General features: G+C 71.3%; 19 protein-coding genes, 1 tRNA gene, 1 pseudogene and 1 riboswitch. Of the genes and pseudogenes, 14 read left to right on the forward strand and 7 right to left on the reverse strand.

Annotated features, from left to right (window positions below):
- The first annotated feature begins 117 nt into the window (after positions 1-117).
- The gene (locus CP980_RS20175; RefSeq protein WP_132757374.1) at positions 118-744 is read left to right on the forward strand and encodes a SurA N-terminal domain-containing protein; all 627 of its coding nucleotides are present in this window, start codon (positions 118-120) and stop codon (positions 742-744) included.
- Between the two features lie 73 nt (positions 745-817).
- Entirely contained in the window at positions 818-1,834 is a 1,017-nt protein-coding gene (locus CP980_RS20180; protein ID WP_150530288.1) for a nucleoside triphosphate pyrophosphohydrolase, read from the forward strand.
- Here CP980_RS20180 and CP980_RS20185 read toward each other — a convergent pair.
- Positions 1,831-3,009, reverse strand: coding sequence for a globin domain-containing protein (locus tag CP980_RS20185; RefSeq protein ID WP_229907246.1), 1,179 nt, complete (start codon positions 3,007-3,009; stop codon positions 1,831-1,833). The two genes, CP980_RS20180 and CP980_RS20185, sit on opposite strands and share 4 nt — an antisense overlap.
- 148 nt (positions 3,010-3,157) lie before the next feature.
- On the opposite strand from CP980_RS20185, the gene CP980_RS20190 reads away from it, so the two are divergent.
- The 7 genes from CP980_RS20190 (at position 3,158) to CP980_RS20220 (ending at position 10,445) form a co-directional block, all read left to right on the forward strand.
- Positions 3,158-4,441: a cytochrome P450 family protein gene (locus tag CP980_RS20190; RefSeq protein ID WP_132757371.1), complete on the forward strand. Its 1,284-nt coding sequence runs from the start codon at positions 3,158-3,160 to the stop codon at positions 4,439-4,441.
- A gap of 102 nt (positions 4,442-4,543) precedes the next feature.
- Positions 4,544-5,587 (forward strand): LysM peptidoglycan-binding domain-containing protein, encoded by a 1,044-nt coding sequence (locus CP980_RS20195; protein WP_150528760.1) that lies wholly within the window; start codon positions 4,544-4,546, stop codon positions 5,585-5,587.
- Between the two features lie 282 nt (positions 5,588-5,869).
- A riboswitch (cyclic di-AMP (ydaO/yuaA leader) is annotated at positions 5,870-6,040 on the forward strand.
- A 2-nt stretch (positions 6,041-6,042) separates the two neighbouring features.
- Positions 6,043-6,738, forward strand: coding sequence for a LysM peptidoglycan-binding domain-containing protein (locus CP980_RS20200; protein ID WP_132757367.1), 696 nt, complete (start codon positions 6,043-6,045; stop codon positions 6,736-6,738).
- A 265-nt stretch (positions 6,739-7,003) separates the two neighbouring features.
- On the forward strand, positions 7,004-8,290 hold the full coding sequence (gene eno, locus CP980_RS20205; protein ID WP_099891797.1) for a phosphopyruvate hydratase: 1,287 nt from the start codon (positions 7,004-7,006) through the stop codon (positions 8,288-8,290).
- A 103-nt stretch (positions 8,291-8,393) separates the two neighbouring features.
- Entirely contained in the window at positions 8,394-8,882 is a 489-nt protein-coding gene (locus tag CP980_RS20210; protein ID WP_099891799.1) for an FtsB family cell division protein, read from the forward strand.
- Positions 8,883-8,928: 46 nt separating this feature from the next.
- A complete protein-coding gene (locus CP980_RS20215) occupies positions 8,929-9,477 on the forward strand; it encodes a DUF501 domain-containing protein (RefSeq protein WP_132757365.1) in 549 nt (182 codons plus the stop codon).
- A complete protein-coding gene (locus CP980_RS20220; RefSeq protein ID WP_150528761.1) occupies positions 9,474-10,445 on the forward strand; it encodes a Ppx/GppA phosphatase family protein in 972 nt (323 codons plus the stop codon). Before CP980_RS20215 ends, CP980_RS20220 begins: the two co-directional genes overlap by 4 nt.
- A 66-nt stretch (positions 10,446-10,511) precedes the next feature.
- Here the strand turns inward: CP980_RS20220 and CP980_RS20225 are convergent.
- A pseudogene (locus CP980_RS20225) lies at positions 10,512-10,640 on the reverse strand (type II toxin-antitoxin system RelE family toxin); the annotation flags it as partial.
- 448 nt (positions 10,641-11,088) lie between these two features.
- Between CP980_RS20225 and CP980_RS20230 the strand changes: the two are divergent.
- Together CP980_RS20230 and CP980_RS20235 are read left to right on the forward strand one after the other, a co-directional pair.
- Positions 11,089-12,474: an NAD(P)/FAD-dependent oxidoreductase gene (locus CP980_RS20230; protein WP_030865901.1), complete on the forward strand. Its 1,386-nt coding sequence runs from the start codon at positions 11,089-11,091 to the stop codon at positions 12,472-12,474.
- A gap of 171 nt (positions 12,475-12,645) precedes the next feature.
- Positions 12,646-14,040, forward strand: coding sequence for an SAM-dependent methyltransferase (locus CP980_RS20235; RefSeq protein ID WP_150528762.1), 1,395 nt, complete (start codon positions 12,646-12,648; stop codon positions 14,038-14,040).
- A gap of 101 nt (positions 14,041-14,141) precedes the next feature.
- On the opposite strand, the gene CP980_RS20240 is transcribed toward CP980_RS20235, so the two are convergent.
- Positions 14,142-16,694: an ABC transporter permease gene (locus CP980_RS20240; RefSeq protein WP_132757359.1), complete on the reverse strand. Its 2,553-nt coding sequence runs from the start codon at positions 16,692-16,694 to the stop codon at positions 14,142-14,144.
- Between the two features lie 53 nt (positions 16,695-16,747).
- On the reverse strand, positions 16,748-17,512 hold the full coding sequence (locus CP980_RS20245) for an ABC transporter ATP-binding protein (protein WP_099895579.1): 765 nt from the start codon (positions 17,510-17,512) through the stop codon (positions 16,748-16,750).
- Positions 17,513-17,951: 439 nt separating this feature from the next.
- Between CP980_RS20245 and CP980_RS20250 the strand changes: the two genes are divergently transcribed.
- Together CP980_RS20250 and CP980_RS20255 are read left to right on the forward strand one after the other, a co-directional pair.
- Positions 17,952-18,031: transfer RNA gene (locus tag CP980_RS20250), tRNA-Leu, on the forward strand.
- A 237-nt stretch (positions 18,032-18,268) separates the two neighbouring features.
- Positions 18,269-19,120 carry a Bax inhibitor-1/YccA family protein gene (locus tag CP980_RS20255; RefSeq protein WP_099891809.1) on the forward strand — a complete coding sequence of 284 codons (852 nt, stop codon included), beginning with the start codon at positions 18,269-18,271 and terminating at the stop codon, positions 19,118-19,120.
- Positions 19,121-19,246: 126 nt separating this feature from the next.
- Here CP980_RS20255 and CP980_RS20260 read toward each other — a convergent pair whose 3' ends face one another.
- Entirely contained in the window at positions 19,247-19,477 is a 231-nt protein-coding gene (locus CP980_RS20260) for a DUF4287 domain-containing protein (protein WP_048479109.1), read from the reverse strand.
- A 106-nt stretch (positions 19,478-19,583) separates the two neighbouring features.
- Between CP980_RS20260 and CP980_RS20265 the strand changes: the two genes are divergently transcribed.
- Complete coding sequence (locus CP980_RS20265) at positions 19,584-19,949, forward strand: hypothetical protein (RefSeq protein ID WP_150528763.1); 366 nt, start codon at positions 19,584-19,586, stop codon at positions 19,947-19,949.
- A gap of 31 nt (positions 19,950-19,980) precedes the next feature.
- Here CP980_RS20265 and CP980_RS20270 read toward each other — a convergent pair whose 3' ends face one another.
- Both CP980_RS20270 and CP980_RS20275 read right to left on the reverse strand, forming a co-directional pair.
- A complete protein-coding gene (locus tag CP980_RS20270) occupies positions 19,981-20,817 on the reverse strand; it encodes a hypothetical protein (protein ID WP_180291329.1) in 837 nt (278 codons plus the stop codon).
- Positions 20,818-21,331: 514 nt separating this feature from the next.
- Positions 21,332-22,552 carry an acetyl-CoA C-acetyltransferase gene (locus CP980_RS20275; RefSeq protein WP_150528764.1) on the reverse strand — a complete coding sequence of 407 codons (1,221 nt, stop codon included), beginning with the start codon at positions 22,550-22,552 and terminating at the stop codon, positions 21,332-21,334.
- Between the last annotated feature and the right edge of the window lie 86 nt (positions 22,553-22,638).

The following is a 22,638-nucleotide window of genomic DNA, read 5'->3' on the forward strand; positions in this document are numbered from 1 at the left end:
CCAACACCCCGGGAATCGTTGGTCGAACCAGTGGCTCGGACCGCTCAGACTGCATACCATCGATCACCGCACGGACCTTGTGCACCGACGCACAATCTCCCGGCCCTGGAGGCTCCTTTGCACCGTCGCACTGCGCTCTCCGTCTCCGCCGTCCTGCTCGCGGCGGCCCCCCTGCTGTCCGCCTGCTCGGGCCAGGCCCGGCCCGGCACCGCGGCCGTCGTCGGCGGCGAACGCATCACCACCTCCGCGCTCCAGGCCCAGGTCAACGACGTCCGCGCGGCGCAGAACGAGACCGGCTCCACCGCCGCCCAGCTGATCCAGTCCTCGCCCGACCTGGAGCGGGTCAAGCTCAACAAGATGATCCAGACGATCGTGCTGGAACGGGCCGCCGAGGACGCGGGCGTGAGCGTCAGCGAGAAGGAGGTGCAGGACTTCCGCAAGGCCCAGCTGCAGCAGGCGGGCGGCACCGAGAAGCTCGCCGCGGCCGCCCTGGAGCAGGCCCAGCTCGCGCCCGGGCAGCTCGACGCCGACGCCCGCTTCAAGCTGCTGCGCGACAAGCTCTTCGAGAGCTACGGCAGCCAGGACAAGGCCGTCGAGAAGCTGGCTTCCGCCGCGAAGGCCCTGCACATCGAGGTGAACCCGCGCTACGGGGTCTGGGACGCGCGGCAGATCGTGCTCGGAGACCCGGAGACCCCCTGGATCGTCCAGCGGACCCGGCCCGAGCAGGCCCCCGCCGGAGCCTGAGCCGCCCGTCCGGAGGTAGGTTCGGAGGGTGACCGACCACACCGCCGAACCCGCCCCCGCCGGACCCGCCGCCGTGCCCGCCCCGTCACCGCCCCGCCCGGCGGGCACCGACGGTACGGCCGCCGGCCGCATCGTCCTGCTCACGGCGAGCCACCGGGTCGCCCCCGGCCTGCTGTCCTGGCCGGCCTGGCAGGCCCTGCGCGCCGCGGACCGCGTGCTGTGCGCCGACCCCGGCCACCCGCAGCTGCCGTACCTGCGCGAGGCGGGCGTCAAGGTCGCGCACGAGTCCCCCGACGCGCACGCGCTCGTCGAGGCCTGCGCCGGCGGCCGCACCGTCGTGGTGATCCCGTCCGGCGAGGGCGACCGGCGGCTCACCGACGGGCTGGCCCGGCTGGCCGGCTCCGGCCGCGTCGACATGCCCGACCTCGAACTGCTGCCGGGCTCGTACGACCTGCCCGGCGCCCGCCTGCTCGACCTGGTCCAGGTGATGGACCGGGTCCGCCGCGAATGCCCCTGGACCTCGCGCCAGACCCACGAGGGACTGGTCAAGTACGCCACCGAGGAGGCGTACGAACTCGTCGAGGCCATCGAGGACGGCGACCGGGACGCGCTGCGCGAGGAGCTCGGCGACGTCCTGCTGCAAGTGGTCTTCCACGCACGGATCGCCGAGGAGGACGGTGACGAGCCGTTCTCCATCGACGACGTGGCCGGGGGCCTCGTCGAGAAGCTGATCCACCGGCACCCGCACGTCTTCGGGGACGCGGACGCGCAGACCCCGGAGGACGTCAGCGCGCACTGGCAGCGCACCAAGGCGGTCGAGAAGCAGCGGGAGTCGGTCACCGACGGGATCCCGCTGGGCCAGCCCGGGCTCGCGCTCGCGGCCAAACTGGCCGGGCGGGTCCGTACGGGCGCCCTCGCCGTGGAACTGCCCCGCGGCGAGGGCATCGGGTACGAGCTGCTGGAACTGGCGGCGCGCGCCGAAGCGGCGGGCGTCGACCCCGAGACCGCGCTGCGCGCGGCGGCCCGCGCCTACCGGGACGCGATCCGCGCCGCCGAGGGCCTCGGGAGCGGCGGGGAGCGGACGATCTAGCGCGGCGCGCGGCCCGAGGGGTTGTGCCACTGCGGCCCGGGGCGGCCCAGGAACCACTCGCCGAAGCCCAGGGGACGGCCGCCCGGGCCGTGGCCGGTGCCCGCGGCCGGCACCGAGTCGTGGAAGATCCGGCCCGGCAGCGCGCCCAGCTCCTTCAGCACCTGCACGGTCTGCTCGACGAACGGCGGCGGCCCGCTCAGGTACACGTCCTGCTCGGGCCACATGGCCCGGTGGCCGAGCGCGGTCGCGAGGCGCCCGGTGGCCTGCTCGCGGTGTTGCCCGGGGGCGGGGGTGATGTAGGTGACGCCGAGCCGGCCGAAGGCGGCGGCGTACTCGTCGATCAGCGGGCGGTCGTACAGGTGCGCGGCGTCCCGGGCGACGACGAAGAGCCGTACGTCCTGATCGGGGGGCTGCCCGGCGAGCTCCTCCACGATGGCCCGGACCGGCGCCCAGCCGGTGCCCGCAGCGATGAGGGTGACGGGCCGGTCGGCGCGGCGGAAGGTCAGCTGCCCGCCGGCCGCGCCGATCCGCAGCGCCTCGCCGGGCCGCACCTCACGGACCAGGGCGGTGCTGAGCCGGCCGCCCTCGATCCGGCTGACGTGCAGGTCGAGGGTGCCGTCCGGGCGCGGGGCGTTCCCGATGGAGTACGTGCGCCAGGTCCTCGGGACCCGCTCGCTGCTGACGCTCGCGTACTGGCCGGGGAGGTGGGGGAAGGGGGCGTGCGGGCGCAGGGTCAGCACCCCTATGTCCTGCCCGTACTGGAGGTGGCGCACGATCTCGGCGTCCCACCACGGCGGGTCCTCGCTCGCGGCGGCCCCGGCCATCATGGCCTCGGCGATCACCTGGTACGCCTCGGACCAGGCCTTCTCCACGGTCGGGGTCCAGGCCTCGCCGCAGGTGCGGGCGAGTGCGGCGAGCAAGGAGGCGCCGAGGGCCGCGTAGTGCTCGGGGCCGGCGAGGAACTTGCGGTGGTCGCGGCCGAGGTCGTGGAGGTAGGGGAGCAGGCTCTCGTCGTCGAGGCGGGCGACCACGTGGGTCAGCGCGGCGAAGAGCCGGTCGCGCTGGCGTTCCATGTCCTCGGCGGAGGCCGGGAAGAGCTCGCGGATCCCGGGGTTGTGCCAGAAGAGGTGGGAGTAGAAGTACTTGACCGCGTGCTCGGCCCTTCTCTCGACCACCGCGAAGCTGCTCCTCAAGATCCTCACATCCACAAGACCGAAAGTAGGAACGCCGGGGAAGGCGAGGTCAAGCGTTGGCGGATCTACGGACAGCCGCGGCGAACGACCCATATGGGATGGCGGCGGGCGCGCGGGATACGGTCAGCGGGTGCATGAGCCGACCCCCGCAGCCCCCGCATCCCCCCAAGACGGCACGCCTCCCCAGGGCCCGACCCTGTTCGACTGGGAGTTCGCGACCGACCCGTACCCGGCGTACGCCTGGCTGCGCGAGCACGCCCCGGTGCACCGCACGAAGCTCCCCAGCGGGGTCGAGGCCTGGCTGGTCACGCGGTACGCCGACGCCCGCCAGGCCCTCGCCGACCAGCGGCTCAGCAAGAACCCGGCGCACCACGCGGAGCCGGCGCACGCCAAGGGCAAGACCGGGATCCCGGGGGAGCGCAAGGCGGAGCTGATGACGCATCTGCTCAACATCGACCCGCCCGACCACACGCGGCTGCGGCGGCTGGTGTCGAAGGCGTTCACCCCGCGCAGGGTGGCCGAGTTCACCCCGCGGGTGCAGGAGCTGACCGACCACCTCATCGAGCAGTTCGCGAGCCGGGGGGAAGCGGACCTCATCCACGAGTTCGCCTTCCCCCTCCCCATCTACGCCATCTGCGAGATGCTCGGCGTACCGCGCGAGGACCAGGACGACTTCCGCGACTGGGCCGGGATGATGATCCGGCACGGCGGCGGCCCGCGCGGCGGGGTGGCCCGCTCCGTGAAGCAGATGCGGACCTATCTCGGCGAACTCATCCACCGCAAACGGGACGATCTGGGCAATGACCTGATTTCGGACCTGATCCGCGCGAGCGACCACGGCGACCACCTGACGGAGGCCGAGGCCACCGCCATGGCCTTCATCCTGCTGTTCGCCGGATTCGAGACCACCGTCAACCTCATCGGCAACGGCGTCCACTCCCTCTTCATGAACCCCGATCAGCGCACCCGCCTCCAGGACTCCCTCGCCGCCGGCGAGAGCGCCCTGCTGGAGACCGGCATCGAGGAACTGCTGCGCTACGACGGCCCCGTGGAGCTGGCCACCTGGCGGTTCGCCACCGAGCCGCTGACCCTCGGCGGGCAGCAGGTGGCGGCGGGCGACCCGGTCCTCGTCGTCCTGGCCGCGGCCGACCGCGACCCCGAGCGGTTCGCCGATCCGGACACGCTCGACCTCTCCCGTACCGACAACCAGCACCTCGGGTACGGGCACGGAATCCACTACTGCCTGGGTGCTCCGCTCGCACGACTTGAGGGACAGACGGCGCTTGCGACTTTGCTGACGCGTCTGCCGGATCTGGAACTCGCTGTTCCGCCCAACGAGCTTCGCTGGCGCGGGGGTCTGATCATGCGTGGCCTGCGCACCCTTCCCGTCAAGTTCACAGCCCGAAACCCCTGAACCCCCTTTGACCGTAAGTCAGCCCCCGTCGAGAGTTGTTACTCGCGTGCTAAGACGGCTAGGTTCTGCCGTTACCCAGCCGTTATGCGAAAGGTGCAGCTCATGCGTTCCGGGAACGGCCGCCACAGACGGCCCCGCCAGGTACCCGCGATAGTCGTCACCGCCGGAGTCACCGGTTCCGCGTTGGCCCTGCCCCTGCTCGCCGCCACCGGCGCGAGCGCGGCCGAGGCCTCCACGTGGGACACGGTCGCCGAGTGCGAGAGCGGCGGCTCCTGGAGCGCCAACTCCGGCAGCGGTGCCTACGGCGGACTTTCGTTCACGCAGGAGCAGTGGAACGCCTCGGGCGGCCTGGAGTTCGCCGAGCGCCCCGACCTCGCGAGCCGCTCGCAGCAGATCGCCGTCGCCGAGCGCGTGCTGGGCGCCCAGGGCCCCTCGGCCTTCGGCCACTGCTCGGAGTCGGCCGGACTGACCCAGCAGGGCCCCGCGGCGGCCGTCGACCCGGGCCTGCCCGGCACCCTCGGTCCGATCGGCGCGAGCCCCTCGCGCCCCGACGACTCCGTCCCGGCGGGCGGCTCCGGCGCGAAGCCCCAGGACTTCGGCGCCCCGACCCCGACCCCGTCCCCGGTCTTCACGCTTCCGCCGGCGCCGCTCGCGCCCAACAGCGGACTGCCCGTCATGCCCGACCCGGACGCCCCCTCCACCTCGCCGGGCGCCCCGGTGCTCCCGGGCGCCCCCGGCGACCCGACGGCCCCGGGCACCCCGACGGCGCCCTCCGACCCGACCGCCCCGGGGACCCCGACCACGCCCGGCAGCCCGGACCCGACCGCTCCGGTCACCCCGGCCGACCCGAGCGCCCCCGCTTCCCCGTCGGCCCCGGGCACCCCGGGTGCCACGACCGACCCGGCCGGCATCCCGGACCCCTCCGGCGTCGGCAAGCACCGTGGTGCGCCCGCTCTTGAGGTGCCCGTCACATCCGACGCGGCGTCAGACCCCTCGTACACGGTCCAGGCGGGCGACAGTCTGGCGACCATCGCGTCTGCCAAGGGGGTCAAGGGCGGCTGGAACGCGCTCTACCAGGCCAATGAGCAGGTCATCGGCGATGACGCAGATCTGATCAAGCCCGGTCAGAATCTGGATCTAAGTTGAAAATAGCGGCACTTCGGACACCCAGAAAAGGCTGAATGTCCGTTATCTGCAAGTGAGACATGTGTCTCTTCCGGTCAACTGGCGTGTCCCGCCTGTGACCTTCCGCAAACCCCGCCCTCACCTGCGCAAATGCCATCGGGAGGGGCGCAAGTAGGGCCCGTTTCTCCCCGGTGTTCCTCGTTGAACATCGGGGAGGGACCTGTCTACCTTCTGAGTCGCCCGCCACCGCGGGCTCCTTCGACCGCATCGCCGAATCCTGCCGGCGGACGGGGGGAACAGTCGTCGCGTCAAGCGCCGAAGGCAGGAGCGGGGGAACCAAGGTAGGCGCCGGGACCGGCCGTTGAGAGACGGCAGGGGAACGGCTAGGGGTTAAGTCGTGCGCCACACCGCACGGCCGGGCACTCATCAGCCCGAACCCGACAGCTCACCTCGCAGGCGTCGGTGAGGAGAACTCCATGCTGATTTCCGGCAAGGGCAAGCACCGCCGCGCCTCCAAGGCCGCCCGCATCGTCACGCTCGCCGGTGTCACCGGTGTCGCCGTCGCCGCCCCCCTGATGGCGGCCGGCTCGGCCTCCGCCGCCACCGCCTCCCAGTGGGACGCCGTGGCGCAGTGCGAGTCCGGCGGCAACTGGTCCATCAACACGGGCAACGGGTACTACGGCGGCCTGCAGTTCTCGTCCTCGACGTGGGCCGCGTACGGCGGCAAGTCGTACGCCGCGCAGGCCAACCAGGCCTCCAAGTCGCAGCAGATAGCCATCGCCGAGAAGGTCCTCAAGGGCCAGGGCAAGGGCGCCTGGCCGGTCTGCGGCAAGGGCCTCTCGAACTCCGCTTACACCGGTGGTGGCGCGACCGACACCCCGAAGAAGACGGAGACGAAGACCGAGACCAAGAAGACGCAGCCGAAGCAGACGGCGCCGAAGAAGGAGACCAAGCGCGAGACCCCCGCGCCGGTCACCCGCTCCGAGCGCGCCGAGGCCCCGGCCGTCAAGACCGGCAACGGCTCGTACGAGGTCAAGGCGGGCGACACCCTGGGCACCATCGCCGAGGCCAACGGCGTCAAGGGCGGCTGGGAGAAGCTCTTCGAGCTCAACAAGGACATCGTCTCGGACGCCGACCTGATCTTCCCGGGCCAGAAGCTGAAGCTCAGCTGAATCCTGCAGTGACACCCGCGGCCGCCCGTGCGGCGCCGCGGCAGCCCGACCGCCCGGCGCGTCGTCCCCCCACGCGCCGGGCGGCGGCATGTGTGCCGGCGGTCAAGGGTCCTATGTACCGGAAGGCGGGTATTCGGGCCCTTTTTCGTCCCAGCGGGCGGGCGGTCGGCCGGCCGAGCGCCCGGAGGCGGTTAGGCTCTAGTCGGCGGGGCCATCCCACGGCCCGACATGCCACCGCACACCCAGCGTCACATCCCAGAAGGAGATGCTCGTGCCGTCCATCGACGTCGTCGTAGCCCGGGAAATCCTGGACTCCCGAGGCAACCCCACGGTCGAGGTCGAGGTGGGCCTCGACGATGGCAGCACCGGCCGTGCTGCAGTTCCGTCCGGCGCCTCCACCGGTGCCTTCGAGGCCATTGAGCTCCGTGACGGTGACCCCAACCGTTACATGGGCAAGGGTGTCGAGAAGGCCGTCCTCGCGGTCATCGAGCAGATCGGCCCGGAGCTCGTCGGCTACGACGCCACCGAGCAGCGCCTGATCGACCAGGCCATGTTCGACCTGGACGCCACCGACAACAAGGGCTCGCTCGGCGCCAACGCCATCCTCGGCGTCTCCCTCGCCGTCGCGCACGCCGCGTCCGAGGCCTCGGACCTCCCGCTCTTCCGCTACCTCGGCGGCCCGAACGCGCACCTGCTGCCCGTTCCGATGATGAACATCCTCAACGGCGGGTCGCACGCCGACTCCAACGTGGACATCCAGGAGTTCATGATCGCGCCGATCGGCGCGGAGTCCTTCTCCGAGGCGCTGCGCTGGGGTGCCGAGGTCTACCACACCCTCAAGAAGGTCCTGCACACCAAGGGTCTGTCCACCGGTCTCGGTGACGAGGGCGGCTTCGCCCCGAACCTGGAGTCCAACCGCGCCGCGCTCGACCTCATCATCGAGGCCATCAAGCAGGCCGGTTACGTCCCGGGCAAGGACATCGCGCTCGCGCTCGACGTCGCCGCGTCCGAGTTCTACAAGGACGGCAAGTACGAGTTCGAGGGCCAGTCCCGCTCGGCCGCCGAGATGACCGAGTACTACGAGGAGCTCGTCTCCGCGTACCCGCTCGTCTCCATCGAGGACCCGCTGTACGAGGACGACTGGGCCGGCTGGAAGACCATCACCGATCGCCTCGGCGCCAAGGTCCAGATCGTCGGCGACGACCTCTTCGTCACCAACCCGGAGCGCCTGGCCCGCGGCATCGAGGAGGGCTCCGCGAACGCCCTGCTCGTGAAGGTGAACCAGATCGGTTCGCTGACCGAGACCCTCGACGCCGTCGAGATGGCCCAGCGCAACGGCTTCAAGTGCATGATGTCGCACCGCTCCGGCGAGACCGAGGACGTCACCATCGCCGACCTCGCCGTCGCCGTGAACTGCGGTCAGATCAAGACCGGCGCCCCGGCCCGCTCGGACCGCGTCGCCAAGTACAACCAGCTGCTGCGCATCGAGGAGATCCTCGACGACGCCGCCGTGTACGCCGGCCGCAGCGCCTTCCCGCGCTTCAAGGGCTAATCACGGCAGCCCTCCGGGGCTGGCCTCCGTACGTCCCCGCACTCGGTCCCGTACCGTGTGCGGGGACGTATTGCGTAGCGCGTACATAGGGGAGGCGGGATCAATGGCCGGGAACCGGGATCGGTTCTCCACCTTCTCCACCGCGACCAGGCTCAAGCAGCTCGGTGAGCGGACCGCCGCCCACGTCTACCGCTCGCAGACGCGCCGCCAGGTCCGCCGCAGCCGGCTCACCGGACGCGCCGCGCTCCTGGTGCTCGTCCTCTGTACGCTGGTCGTCGCCCTCGCGTATCCGATGCGCCAGTACGTCTCCCAGCGCTCGGAGATCGCGGAGCAGCGGCGGGCCGCCGAGGCCGCGAGCCGGCGCCTCGAACGCCTCCGCGACGAGAAGGCCCGCTGGCAGGACAACGCGTACGCGGAACAGCAGGCGCGCAAGCACCTGCACTTCGTCCGCCCGGGCGAGATCAGCTACATCATGACCGACCCCGGGGCCGGCGCCGCCGAGCGGCACCGCACCGGAACAGCCGGCTCCGACCGGCCCTGGTACTCGAACGTCTGGGACGGGGTCGACAAGGCCGACCGCCCCGGCGAGTGACGAGCACCCGCACCCACCCACGAGAACGAAGAGACTTCCTCCAGGCATGCAGACGCCCCCGCCCCAGACCGACCGGACCGAGCCGACCGACGCGGACATCGACGCGTTCCAGCAGCAGCTCGGCCGCCCGCCGCGCGGGCTGCGCGCCATCGCGCACCGCTGCCCCTGCGGCCAGCCGGACGTGGTGGAGACCGCCCCGCGCCTCCCCGACGGCACGCCCTTCCCGACGCTGTACTACCTCACCTGCCCGCGCGCGGCCTCCGCCATCGGCACGCTGGAGGCCAACGGCGTGATGAAGGAGATGCAGGCCCGGCTCGCCGAGGACCCCGAGCTCGCCGCCGCCTACCGGGCCGCGCACGAGGACTACATCCGGCGCCGCGACGCCATCGAGGTGCTCCAGGGCTTCCCGAGCGCCGGCGGGATGCCGGACCGGGTGAAGTGCCTGCACGTGCTCGTCGGCCACTCCCTGGCCGCGGGCCCCGGGGTGAACCCGTTCGGCGACGAGGCGCTGGCGATGCTGCCGGAGTGGTGGGCCAAGGGCGCCTGCGTGACGCCGTGCGCGGACAAGGGCGACGCGAAGGAGCCGGACGCGTGACGCGCGTCGCGGCCGTCGACTGCGGTACGAACTCCATCCGCCTGCTCGTCGCGGACTGCGACCCGTTCACCGGCGAGCTGGTCGAGCTGGACCGGCGGATGACGATCGTGCGCCTGGGCCAGGGCGTGGACAAGACGGGCCGGCTGGCCCCGGAGGCGCTGGAGCGCACCTTCGCGGCCTGCCGCGAGTACGCGGAGGTCGTCAAGGAGCTGGGCGCGGAGCGCCTGCGCTTCGTGGCGACCTCGGCCTCGCGCGACGCCGAGAACCGCGAGGAGTTCGTCCAGGGGGTCCTCGCCATCCTGGGCGTCGAGCCCGAGGTGATCTCCGGTGACCAGGAGGCGGAGTTCTCCTTCACCGGCGCCACCAAGGAGTTGACGGGCGCGACCCACCTGGAGAAGCCCTTCCTGGTGGTGGACATCGGCGGCGGCTCCACCGAGTTCGTCGTCGGCGAGGAGCACGTGCGGGCGGCCCGCTCGGTCGACGTGGGCTGCGTCCGGATGACCGAGCGTCACCTGGTCGTGGACGGGGCGGTCACCGACCCGCCGACCGCGGAGCAGGTCGCCGCCATGCGGGCCGACATCGAGGCGGCGCTGGACCTGGTCGAGCGGACGGTCCCGCTGGCCGAGGCGCGCACCCTGGTGGGCCTGGCCGGCTCGGTGACCACGGTCGCCGGGATCGCCCTCGGGCTGGCGGAGTACGACTCCGCCGCGATCCACCACGCCCGGGTGACGTACGAACAGGTCCGCGAGATCACCGACCGCATGCTGACCTCGGTGCACGCCGAGCGCGCGGCCGTCCCGGTCATCCACCCGGGCCGGGTGGACGTGATCGGCGCGGGCACCCTGGTCCTGCTCGCCGTCATGGAGCGCACCGGCGCCCGCGAGGTCGTCGTCTCGGAGCACGACATCCTCGACGGCATCGCCTGGAAGACGGCAGAAGAGGTCGAGGCTGACGAGCAGCGGTCCTGACCCGCGGGAAACGCCGGACGGCGGCGCTCCGGTCACCTGACGGGAGCGCCGCCGTAAGGGTCGCATTCAGATGGTGCGGTAGCTGTCGCGGCGGTCGCCGATTCTGACGACGAGGATGACGAGCTCGCCGTCCAGGACCTGATAGGCGATCCGGTAACCGCCCAGCCGGTAGGGGCCGGAGGGGCCGGTGGGTGCCGAAACGGTGGGTTCCCGCCTGAGCGAGGGCTGTTTCGAAGGTCCTGGAGGTCCCTCGGAGGGCTTTCGGAGGGGCTTACGGGGGCCTTAGGTCCCCTCCTCCACAGAAAGTTCGTGAAGTTCTTCACAAGGAAAAGAGGCCTGATGGGCCACGGGGAGGGTCCTTCGGGGCCCTCGGCGGGTCATCGGGCCTCTGTTGTCCGAGTGTTCGTGCGAAATGAGGGTGCCGTCCGGCCTCGTCGGTAGGTATCCACCAACCCGGTGGTCTACTCCGCTTTCAGGCCTGGAGGCCAGTTCAGGACGGGTGAACAACGAGTCCCGTGACACCCTGGTTCCCGTTTCGCGCCATGAGCTCCGTCACGTGGGCCGCGCAGTGTAGCAGAGGCCTTCCGGCACCTTGTGAAGGGGCTCACGAGCGTCACCCCTTGGGGTGCTGGATACTCGTTGCATGAGCACCACGGAGCGTCCCAGGATCCTCGTTGTAGGAGGTGGGTACGTAGGCCTGTACGCGGCCAAGCGGATCATGAAGAAGATGCGCTATGGCGAGGCGACCGTCACGGTCGTCGACCCGCGGTCGTACATGACCTACCAGCCCTTCCTCCCCGAAGTGGCCGCAGGCAGCATCTCGCCTCGGCACGTCGTCGTCCCGCTGCGACGCGTGCTGCCCAAGGCAGAGGTTCTCACCGGCCGGGTCACCAGCATCGACCAGGACCGCAAGGTCGCCGTCGTCACGCCGCTGGTCGGCGAGGCGTACGAGCTGCCCTTCGACTACCTGGTGATCGCGCTCGGCGCCGTCTCCCGCACCTTCCCGATCCCCGGCCTCGCCGAGCAGGGCATCGGCATGAAGGGCGTCGAAGAGGGCATCGGCCTGCGCAACCACGTCCTTGAGCAGCTCGACAAGGCCGAGTCCACGACGGACGAGAACGTCCGCCGCAAGGCCCTCACCTTCGTCTTCGTCGGCGGCGGCTTCGCCGGTGCGGAGACGATCGGCGAGGTCGAGGACATGGCCCGCGACGCCGCGAAGTACTACACCACGATCAAGCGCGAGGACATGCGCTTCATCCTGGTGGACGCCGCCGACAAGATCCTTCCCGAGGTCGGGCCCAAGCTGGGCACCTGGGGCAAGGAGCACCTTGAGTCCCGCGGCATCGAGATCTACCTCAACACCTCCATGGACTCCTGCGTGGACGGCCACGTGGTGCTGAAGAACGGCCTTGAGGTCGACTCCGACACCCTCGTGTGGACCGCCGGCGTCAAGCCCAACCCGGTGCTGGCCCGCTACGGCCTGCCGCTGGGCCCGCGCGGCCACGTCGACACCGCCCCGACCCTCCAGGTCCAGGGCACCGACTACATCTGGGCCGCCGGCGACAACGCCCAGGTCCCGGACGTCGCCGCCCGCAAGGCCGGCGTCGAGAACGCCTGGTGCCCGCCGAACGCACAGCACGCGCTGCGCCAGGCCAAGGTCCTCGGCGACAACGTCATCTCGGGCATGCGGGGCTTCCCGCAGGCCGAGTACTCGCACTCCAACAAGGGTGCGGTGGCGGGCCTCGGCCTCCACAAGGGCGTCGCGATGATCGTCATGGGCAAGACCAAGATCAAGCTCAAGGGCCGGCTCGCCTGGTACATGCACCGTGGCTACCACGGCATGGCCATGCCGACCTGGAACCGCAAGATCCGCGTCTTCGCCGACTGGACCCTCGCCATGTTCCTCAAGCGCGAGGTCGTCTCCCTCGGTGCGCTGGAGACCCCGCGCGAGGAGTTCTACGAGGCCGCCAAGCCGGCGCCGGCTCCGGCCGCCGCCGCTGCCCCGGCCGCGAAGGCCAAGGCCTCCTGACCCGGGCCTGACCGGCAACACCTCCCGTACGTCCCGAAGGGGCCGCCCGCCATCCGTGGTGCGGGCGGCCCCTTCGGCATGCCCCCGTAGGCCTGTTCGGAGGGTCGTCCGATTGAGCGCCGCCCGGAGTGGGTATGCCGTTCGGTCGGATCATTACTGGAGGTGCCTACGATGACCGAAGCCGCGCCGCGGCTGGCCGCTCTCGCCGAGACCCTGCTGGGCGCCCCCCTGCCCGTCAGGATTCGTGCCTGGGACGGCAGCGAGGCCGGACCGCCCGACGGACCCACCCTGGTGCTGAACAACCGCCGTGCCCTGCGCCGCGTGCTGTGGCGCCCCGGCGAGCTGGGCCTGGCCCGGGCCTGGGTCGCCGGGGACCTGACCGTGGACGGCGACCTGTTCGACATGCTGGACCGGGTGGCCGGGCTGCTCTGGGAGCGCGGGCCCGCCCCGGCCCCCGAGGTCGCGCCGGCCCTGCGCCGCTCGGGCCTCGGCAAGCTCGGCGCGGTGCACCGCCGGCTGCCGCAGCTGCCGGAGCGGGCCGCGGGCGCCGCCGAGGCCGCCGCGCTGCTGCGCGACCCCGAGGCCCGCTCCGCCCTGCGCGACCTCGTCGCCCTGGCCCGGCCGTGGCCGGCGCCCGCCCCGCCGCCCGAGGAGGCGCCCGGCCGCCGGGGCGGTGCCATCCACAGCAAGGGCCGGGACAAGCAGGCGATCAGCCACCACTACGACGTCGGCAACGAGTTCTACGAGCACGTCCTGGGCCCCTCGATGGTGTACTCCTGCGCCTACTGGAGCCCGGGCTCCACCCTGGAGGAGGCCCAGCGGGACAAACTCGACCTGGTCTGCCGGAAGCTGGGCCTCCAGCCCGGTCAGCGGCTCCTCGACGTCGGCTGCGGCTGGGGCTCCATGGCCCTGCACGCGGCCCGGGAGCACGGGGTCCACGTCACCGGCATCACCCTCTCGCGCGAGCAGGCCGTGTACGCCCGCAAGCGGGCCGCGGAGGAGGGCCTGGCCGACCGGCTGGACATCCGGATCCAGGACTACCGGGACGTCAAGGACGGCCCGTACGACGCGATTTCGTCCATCGGCATGGCCGAACACGTCGGCGCGGAGCGCTACCGCGAGTACGCCCGCACCCTGCACGCCCTGCTGGCCCCCGGCGGCCGGCTGCTGAACCACCAGATCGCCCGCCCGCCGGAGCCGGACGAAGAGGCGTACCGCATCGACGAGTTCATCGACGCCTACGTCTTCCCCGACGGCGAACTCTCCCCGCTGGGCACGACGGTGGGCGAGCTGGAGCGGGCCGGGTTCGAGGTCCGCGACGTGGAGGCGCTGCGCGAGCACTACGCGCTGACGCTGCGGGCCTGGGTGGCGCGGCTGGAGGACAGCTGGGAGGAGGCCGTACGGCTCACCTCGCCGGGGCGGGCCCGCGTCTGGCGGCTGTACATGGCGGCCTCGGCGCTGGGCTTCGAGCACGGCCGGCTCGGCGTCAACCAGGTCCTCGCGGTGAAGCCGGCCGGGGCCGGGCGCTCGGGGCTGCCGCTGCGGCTGCGCACCTGGGGCGCGTGAGCCCGTGGGGCGGCCCGCGCGGCGGCCCCGTACGACGGCGGGAAGGGCCCCGGGGCGTGTGCCCCGGGGCCCTTCCGTGTCCCTGCCGTGAACGGCGCGTCCTACTCCGTCTTGATGGCGGTCAGCATGTTCAGCCGGGCCGCGCTGCGGGCGGGCCACATGGCCGCCAGGACGCCGACCACGCCGGCCAGCAGGAGGAAGATGCCGATCCGGTCCCACGGGAGGACCAGGGCGTAGTTCGGGACCCCCTTCGAGATGGTGGTGCCCACGGCCCAGGCGAGGAAGATGCCGATGCCGACACCGAGCACCGCGCCGAAGAGCGAGATGACCACCGCTTCCAGGCGGATCATGTTCTTGACCCGGCTGCGGTCGAGGCCGATCGCCCGCAGCATGCCGATCTCCTGGGTCCGCTCGAAGACGGACATCGCCAGGGTGTTGACCACGCCGAGCACCGAGATGATCAGGGCCATGCCGAGCAGCCCGTACATGATGTTCAGCATCGTGTTGATGATGCCGCCCATCTCGTTGCGCATGTCCTCCTGGGTGGAGACCTTGATCGCCGGGTTCTTGCCGAGGGCGTCGACGACCGTCTGCTGAGCGGCCTTCGAGGCGCCGGCGGCGGTGTTGACGTACACCTCGCGGATGTACTGCTCCTCGCTGTGCGAGGCGAGGATCTTGTTGTCGAGCACGTACGGGGAGAGCAGGCCCTCCAGGTCCTTGTAGACCGCGCCGACCTTGAGGGTGCCCTTCTGGCCGTCGTCGTACTGGACCTCCAGCGCGGAGCCGACGGAGAGGTTCTGCTTCTTCGCCGTGGTCTCGGCGACGGCCACCTCACCCTTGGCGAGGCTGTCCATCGAGCCGCTGAGGGTGTCGATGTTCAGCATCTGGCCGATGGCGGAGGGGGTGACGCCGGAGGCGGAGCGGAACGAGCCGCCGATCCGCAGGTAGCCGTCCGCCTGGGGGGAGACCGCCTTGATGCCGGGGGCCTTGGCCAGGGTCTCGGCGACCGACTTGTCCAGGCTCATGCCCTCGGCGGCCATGGAGACCTTGTAGTCGGCCTTCAGCTTGTCCGTGCTCATCTTGTCGACGGCGGTGCCCATGGTGATGCCGAGCACCGACAGGGTGGTGACCAGGGTCAGGCCGATCGACAGCGAGGCGGCGGTGACGGCGGTGCGGCGCGGGTTGCGCACGGCGTTCTGCGCGGCCAGCTTGCCGGGGATGCCGAACACCTTCTGCAGCGCGGGGCGTACGGCCCCGATGACCGGCTTGGAGAGCAGCGGCAGGACCACGATCAGGCCGATGAGCATGAAGAACGCGCCGGCGCCGAGGATCAGGCGGCCGTTCTGACCGCCCGTGGACACGCCGAGCAGGACCAGGCCGATGCCGCCGAGGCTGATGACCGAGCCGAGGACGTTCCGTACGACCAGGGACTTCGCGGTGGCCGGGAGGTGGGCGCTGCCCATGGCGGCGACCGGGGCGATGCGGCCGGTGCGCCAGGCGGGCAGCAGGGCCGCGAGGGTGGTGACCAGGACACCGATGACCACGGCCGCGACCACGGTGCCCGGGGCGATCACGAGGTCGCCGGCCGGGAGCTTGGCGCCGAAGGCCTCGATCGCGGAGCGCATGCCGATCGCCAGGCCGGTGCCGGCGACGAGGCCGACGACGGCGGAGACGACGCCGACGACCAGCGCCTCGGTGAGGACCGAGCGCATGACCTGGCCGCGGTTGGCGCCGACGGCGCGCAGCAGGGCCAGTTCCTTGGTGCGCTGGGTGACCAGCATGGTGAAGGTGTTGTAGATCAGGAAGATGCCGACGAAGAGGGCGATGCCGGCGAACGCGAGCAGCATCTGGTTCATGTTCGACATGCCCCGCTCGACGTCCTTGGCCTGCTCGGCGGCGAGGGCGGCGCCGGTCTGGGCCTTGGTGTGCTTGGAGTCGAGCAGCGGCTTGATGTCGGTGAGCAGCTGGTCGGCGGAGGTGCCGGCCTTGGCGGCGACGGACAGCTCCTGGTAGTAGCCGGGCTTGAGGTACAGCTCCTGGGCGACGGCGGTGTCGAAGAGGACCAGGCTGCCGCCCGCGCTGACCGCGCCGTCCTCGGTGGTGAAGATCCCGGAGAGGGTGTACTCCTTCACCGGGCCGTTGGTGGCGACGCGGACCTTGTCGCCGACCTTGTACTTGCCGGTGTCGGCGGTCGCCCTGTCGAGGGCGATCTGGTCGGCCTTGGCCGGGCCGGTGCCCTGGGTGAAGGCGTAGCGCGGGTCCTTGCCGTCCTTGACGGGGGCGTAGTTGGAGCCCTTGTTGGACCAGCCGGAGCCGATCAGCTCGCCCTTCTCGTCGCCGACGCCGGCGAAGCCGGAGACGCGGCCGGAGACGGAGTCGACGCCTCCCAGCGCCTTGACCTTGTCGAGGGTCTGCTGGCTGAGGCCGACCTCGCCCTCCTTCTGGCCGTCGTCGCCCCGGCCCTGGCCGTACGAGGTCACGGAGACGGCGACGCCGTCGTAGCTCTTGGCGGACTGGCTGGAGAGGGCCTTGCTGAGGGTGTCGGTGAAGACGAGGGTGCCGGAGACGAAGGCGACGCCGAGGACGACGGCGAGCACCGTCATCAGCAGCCTGGCCTTGTGCGCGAGCACGTTGCGCAGCGCGGTACGGAACATGGTGGAGGAGTCCAGGTGGTAAGGGGTCAGCGGGGACGGGGAGGGAACGTCCCTCAGCTGGTGCGGCCCTTGGCGTCGAAGGCCTTCATGCGGTCGAGCACCCCGTCGGCGGTGGGGCCGTGGACCTCGTCGACTATGCGGCCGTCGGCGAGGAAGATGACGCGGTCCGCGTAGGAGGCGGCGACCGGGTCGTGGGTGACCATGACGACGGTCTGGCCGAGCTCGCGGACGGAGTTGCGCAGGAAGCCGAGGACCTCGGCGCCGGAGCGGGAGTCCAGGTTTCCGGTGGGCTCGTCACCGAAGATGATCTCGGGGCGGGAGGCCAGGGCGCGGGCCACGGCCACGCGCTGCTGCTGGCCTCCGGAGAGCTGGGTCGGGCGGTGGCCGAGGCGGCCGGAGAGGCCGACCATCTCGATGACGGTGTCCAGCCACTGCTTGTCGGGCTTGCGGCCCGCGATGTCCATCGGCAGGGTGATGTTCTCCAGCGCCGTCAGCGTCGGCAGCAGGTTGAACGCCTGGAAGATGAAGCCGATCTTGTCCCGGCGCAGCTGGGTCAGCTGCTTGTCCTTGAGGGTGCCGAGCTCGGTCTCGCCGATGCGGACGGAGCCGGCGGAGAAGGTGTCCAGGCCGGCGACGCAGTGCATCAGGGTGGACTTGCCGGAGCCAGAGGGGCCCATGATCGCGGTGAACTGGCCCTGGCCGAAGTCCACGGAGACGTTGTCCAGGGCGACCACCTGGGTCTCGCCCTGGCCGTACACCTTGGAGAGGCCGGTGGCCCGGGCGGCCACGGCCTGGGTGGTGTGCGGGGCGTAGTTCATGGTGGTCACGGAAGCGACTCCTCGGGCTGCGGACCGGCTGCGGTCTGCGGATCGGCGGGACGCTCCCATCCTCGCCGTGCGCACCCCCGGCGGGGATCAGCCGCGGTGCCCGTTCCCTGGCCCACTGGAGTCTGATCGCGGGGCGGGCCGCCTCCTCCTTTGGTATGACGGCCGCCCCCGGGCGGTCTCGGGGGGGTGGGGTGGCCCGGGGTGGCGGGGAGGGTGGCGCGCGGGGTGGCGGAGGCCATCGAAATCCCGTCAATCCCGCGTCACGGGTGATCGCGCCCCGTAACGGGCCCACCGCGTGTTCTGCCGTCTGACGGCCTCTCAAGCGCCAATAAAATCAGACAACATCGGATAGACGGCCCACTGGTGACCAGGGTGATCCGGATAGGCTCGGCACAGCGTTCAGTGCTTTGTACGGGAGCCGCCACACCCTGCCCGGATGGTGGAATGCAGACACGGCGAGCTTAAACCTCGCTGGCCTAGGCCGTGCCGGTTCAAGTCCGGCTCCGGGCACGAGTTCGTTTCGCAACACGCACCGGAACATCCGGACGGCGGGGGCGCCCCAGGGCGCCCCCGCCGTCGTGTTTCCGGAAGCGGCTATGTGCGGAAATCATTGGAAACCTGCGGTGCGGTCGGCGTAAATACGGGCCCGGGTGTTGGGCAAAGATCCTCCCTGAGCAGTAGGGTCAGATTTTTGCTAACGCATTACTCTTGTTGCAAGGCCGCGCACGGTGGCCATGGAGGAGTGAGATGAGGAGCAGTAACCCGGTCTTCTCGCGACGGGGGTTCAGCCGCGACAACGGTGGCTACGCGGGCTTCGGCGCGCCGCAGCACCAGCAGGCCGGGACCAACCCGTACGCGACGAATCCTTACGCCACGGACGCGGCCACCGGTATGCCGCAGGCGCCCGCCCGTGCCGACGTGATGACCATGGACGACGTCGTGAGCCGTACGGCCATGACGCTCGGTACCGTCATCCTCACGGCGACGATCGCGTGGATCGCCATGCCGGTCGACCCGGCGAACGTCAACAAGTCGTACGGCATCGCCGTGGGCGCCGCGCTCGTCGCGATGGTCCTCGGGCTCGTCCAGTCCTTCAAGCGCAAGGCCTCCCCGCCGATCATCCTCGGCTACGCGGCCTTCGAGGGCTTCTTCCTCGGCGTCATCAGCGCGGCCACCAGCACCTACTTCGGTGCCGGCGTGGTCATCCAGGCCGTGCTGGGCACGATGTGCGTCTTCGCGTCCGTGCTGTTCGCGTACAAGATGCGCTGGATCCGCGTCACCCGCCGCTTCTACGGCTTCGTGATGGCGGCCGCCATGGGCTTCATGCTGCTCATGGTCGCGAACCTGCTGTTCTCGGTCTTCGCGGGCGGTGACGGCCTCGGCTTCCGCAGCGGCGGCCTCGGCATCCTGTTCGGCATCATCGGCGTCGTCCTCGGCGCCTGCTTCCTCGCCCTGGACTTCAAGCAGGTCGAGGACGGCATCACCTACGGCGCCCCGCGCGACGAGGCCTGGCTGGCGGCCTTCGGCCTCACGCTGACCCTGGTGTGGATCTACCTGGAGCTGCTGCGCCTGTTCCAGATCCTCTCCGGCGACGACTAGTCGTACCGGCGCCCGCGCACGGCGAGGGGGAAGGCCCCGCGAGCTCACCGCTCGCGGGGCCTTCCCGCGTCTCGGAGGGGTACGGGGTCGGGGACGGGAGGGGTGGGTGTCGGGTCGGGGGCGGGCTCAGCCGAATTTGCGGGCCGCCCTGCGCAGGTCGTACTCGTGGATGATCGCCTTGGCCTGGCCGTACGACAGTTCGTGCGCGCCGCGCAGCCAGCTGACCTTCTCCTCGAACCGGACGAGGGAGGGGCCGTCGTCCACGGTGCGGAGCCAGTCGGACACTTCACGACCGGTCGTCAGGGGGATTCTGTCGATCATGTTGCGGTGGGTCTGCTCGGAGAACTCTACGGACATGGGCGCCTCCGGAGGTATCGCCGTGCTGTGCTGTTCTCTTCACGCCACCGTGCCGGAGAGTTCGCCCGTTGGCAATGGCGCCGCAGCGGCGCGTAAGGTCGGCCGGGTGCTTGATACTTCGCCTCTGACCGCCGCCGTGGAACGTTTCGCCGACCGGCTGCGGGCCATGCCGCAGAGCCGTCTCCAGCAGGGGGCCGCCGCCCGGGCGCTGGAGCTGGCCCGGGAGCTCTCCGTACGGGCCCAGGCGCTGGAGGCGCCGCCGGAGGGCGCGGGGGCGGCTCCGGCGCGCGAGATGCCGGACGCGGGGGTGTTCGTGGTCGGGGACCAGGTGGCGGTGGCCGGGCTGGACCTCGCGGAGGCGCTGCGCGCCGCGGCCGCCGAGGGGGCCCCGGACACCGCGAAGGCCCCGTCCGAGATGCTGGACGAGGCCGTACGGCTGGTGGAGCGGGCGGAAGCGGGAGCGACGCGCTGACCGGGACACGGCCCGGTCCGCGCGCGGTGCGTCAGAGCGAGGCGATGACGCGGTCCGCGAGGATGTAGACGTTGTCGTCCGGGTCCTGGGCGTCGCCGCAGGAGAAGGTCAGCGCATAGGCGCCCGAGATGCCGGAGCCGCCCAGCAGGACCGGCGCGGTGCCCGAACGCAGCGCCTCGGCGAGGCGCTCCGCCGTCTCCCGGTGGCCCGGGGTCATGCACAGCGTGGTGCCGTCGGTGAACACGTACACGTCGAGGGTGCCCAGCGGCCCGGGGCGGACGTCCGCGAGGGCCGTACGGGCCTCCGCGAGCTCCTCCAGGCGCGAGACGGTGCGCTCGTGGTCGGCGCCGGGGGCCGGAGCCTGGACCGGTACGAAGTCGGGGTGTGAGGGGTGGCGCCGGCGGGCGGCGGCCAGCTCGGCCGAGTCCTCGGGATACTCGTCGACGGCTTCGTCGCCCAGCACCGGCTCCAGACCCACCAGGTCGGCCTGGCGGGGCAGGAAGACGGCCGGGCCGTCCTCACCGAGGCCGGGCAGGCCGCCGAGCAGCGAGGTAGGGGTGTCCCCGGCGAAGCGAGGGGAAGCGTCCGCGGCGTCGCGCGCCTCCTGCGCGGCCCAGAAGGCCCGGGCCTCGGCGAGCTCGCGCTCGCGCTCCTCGGCCAGGGCCTCGGCCACGGCGGCTCGTATCTCGGCGGCGGGGGACTGGACGGCACTGCGGGCGTGCGGGACGGTCGTGCCGCGGGTGTGGGCGGGCGTCGCCAGCTCACCGCGGAGGGCCGTCACCTGCTTGCGCAGGCCGTGTACGGCGTGCAGCGCAGCAGCGCCCACGGCCGCGGCGGCGGCCGTGGTCAGCAGCAGGGCAAGAGACATGGCGCTCACTGACTAACTCCTGGTTGATTCGATCCCCCGACTTCCTACATCAGAGTGTCCTGACCTGGGAATGGCGTGCAGTGCATTACGTCACGAATTGGACAGGGCTTTCGTCACACGGGGCCCCTGCAAAACTGCTCTGACCTGCGCAAATGCCGAACCCCCAGGACGAAGGTCACATCCTGGGGGAGATTCGGTCACAGGTCGGCCGCGACGGGGTTGGATCCGGCGCCGTTACGCCGCAAGGGATCAAGCGGAACCCTTGCGGCGTCTGGACGCCGAACGGGCTCAGCTCAGGCTGCTCCGGCTCAGCTCAGGCGCTCGCCTCTCTTGGTCGCGCTGATCCTCGCCACCGCTGCGGGCAGGTGCCGCCGTTCGTTCCTCACGGCGACCCCTACCCTCCGCTCCGGCTCAGCTCAGGCGCTCGCCTCTCTTGGTCGCGCTGATCCTCGCCACCGCTGCGGGCAGGTGCCGCCGTTCGTTCCTCACGGCGACCCCTACCCTCCGCTCCGGCTCAGCTCAGGCGCTCGATGACCATCGCCATGCCCTGGCCGCCGCCCACGCACATCGTTTCGAGGCCGAACTGCTTGTCGTGGAACTGCAGGCTGTTGATCAGCGTGCCGGTGATGCGGGCGCCGGTCATGCCGAACGGGTGGCCGACCGCGATGGCGCCGCCGTTGACGTTCAGCTTCTCCAGCGGGATCTCCAGGTCGCGGTACGACGGGATGACCTGGGCCGCGAAGGCCTCGTTGATCTCGAACAGGTCGATGTCGCCCACGGTCAGGCCGGCGCGCTTCAGGGCCTGCTTCGACGCCTCGACCGGGCCGAGGCCCATGATCTCGGGGGAGAGGCCGGTGACGCCGGTGGAGACGATCCGCGCCAGCGGGGTCAGGCCCAGCTCCCGCGCCTTGGTGTCGCTCATGATGACCAGCGCGGCGGCGCCGTCGTTGAGCGGGCAGCAGTTGGCGGCCGTGACCAGGCCGTCGGGGCGGAAGACGGGCTTGAGGCCCTGGACGCCCTCCAGGGTCACGCCGGCGCGCGGGCCGTCGTCGGCGGAGACGACGGTGCCGTCCGGGGTGGTGACCGGGGTGATCTCCCGCTCCCAGAAGCCGTTCTTGATGGCGGCCTCGGCGAGGTTCTGCGAGCGGACGCCGAACTCGTCCATGTCCTGGCGGGTCACGCCCTTGACCCGGGCCAGGTTCTCGGCGGTCTGGCCCATCGCGATGTACGCGTCGGGGACGAGGCCGTCCTCGCGCGGGTCGTGCCAGGAGGAACCCTCGCTCTGCGCGACGGCGGCCGTACGGGCCTCCGCCTCGGCGAAGAGCGGGTTGTGGGTGTCGGGCCAGGAGTCGGAGTTGCCCTTGGCGAACCGCGAGACCATCTCGACGCCGGCCGAGATGAAGACGTCGCCCTCGCCGGCCTTGATGGCGTGCAGCGCCATGCGGGAGGTCTGGAGGGAGGAGGAGCAGTAGCGGGTGATCGTGGTGCCGGGCAGGTAGTCCATGCCCATCTGCACGGCCACGATGCGGGCCAGGTTGTTGCCCTGCTCGCCGCCGGGCAGGCCGCAGCCGAGCATCAGGTCGTCGATCTGGCGCGGGTCCAGCTCGGGGACCTTGGCGAGGGCGGCCTGGATGATCGTGGCGGTCAGGTCGTCCGGACGCACGTCCTTGAGGGAGCCCTTGAAGGCGCGCCCGATGGGGGAGCGGGCGGTGGAAACGATGACTGCTTCGGGCATCGGGGCTCCAAGGGGGGTGAGTTGCGGCTCGTTGCTGGACCGCAAGCGAAGTTACCGGCCCGTACGGTCGAGGTCACCGGCTCGGG

Source organism: Streptomyces vinaceus, assembly GCF_008704935.1.
Classification (GTDB): Bacteria; Actinomycetota; Actinomycetes; order Streptomycetales; family Streptomycetaceae; genus Streptomyces; species Streptomyces vinaceus.

Excerpts from the sequence above, each read along its gene's own strand:
- CP980_RS20230 (WP_030865901.1), top strand. The coding sequence starts at position 11,089 with ATGAGCACCACGGAGCGTCCCAGGATCCTCGTTGTAGGAGGTGGGTAC.
- CP980_RS20260 (WP_048479109.1), bottom strand. The coding sequence starts at position 19,477 with ATGTCCGTAGAGTTCTCCGAGCAGACCCACCGCAACATGATCGACAGA.
- CP980_RS20195 (WP_150528760.1), top strand. The coding sequence starts at position 4,544 with ATGCGTTCCGGGAACGGCCGCCACAGACGGCCCCGCCAGGTACCCGCG.
- CP980_RS20255 (WP_099891809.1), top strand. The coding sequence starts at position 18,269 with ATGAGGAGCAGTAACCCGGTCTTCTCGCGACGGGGGTTCAGCCGCGAC.
- CP980_RS20200 (WP_132757367.1), top strand. The coding sequence starts at position 6,043 with ATGCTGATTTCCGGCAAGGGCAAGCACCGCCGCGCCTCCAAGGCCGCC.
- CP980_RS20210 (WP_099891799.1), top strand. The coding sequence starts at position 8,394 with ATGGCCGGGAACCGGGATCGGTTCTCCACCTTCTCCACCGCGACCAGG.
- CP980_RS20215 (WP_132757365.1), top strand. The coding sequence starts at position 8,929 with ATGCAGACGCCCCCGCCCCAGACCGACCGGACCGAGCCGACCGACGCG.
- CP980_RS20270 (WP_180291329.1), bottom strand. The coding sequence starts at position 20,817 with ATGTCTCTTGCCCTGCTGCTGACCACGGCCGCCGCCGCGGCCGTGGGC.
- CP980_RS20245 (WP_099895579.1), bottom strand. The coding sequence starts at position 17,512 with ATGAACTACGCCCCGCACACCACCCAGGCCGTGGCCGCCCGGGCCACC.
- CP980_RS20240 (WP_132757359.1), bottom strand. The coding sequence starts at position 16,694 with ATGTTCCGTACCGCGCTGCGCAACGTGCTCGCGCACAAGGCCAGGCTG.
- CP980_RS20275 (WP_150528764.1), bottom strand. The coding sequence starts at position 22,552 with ATGCCCGAAGCAGTCATCGTTTCCACCGCCCGCTCCCCCATCGGGCGC.
- CP980_RS20235 (WP_150528762.1), top strand. The coding sequence starts at position 12,646 with ATGACCGAAGCCGCGCCGCGGCTGGCCGCTCTCGCCGAGACCCTGCTG.
- eno (WP_099891797.1), top strand. The coding sequence starts at position 7,004 with ATGCTCGTGCCGTCCATCGACGTCGTCGTAGCCCGGGAAATCCTGGAC.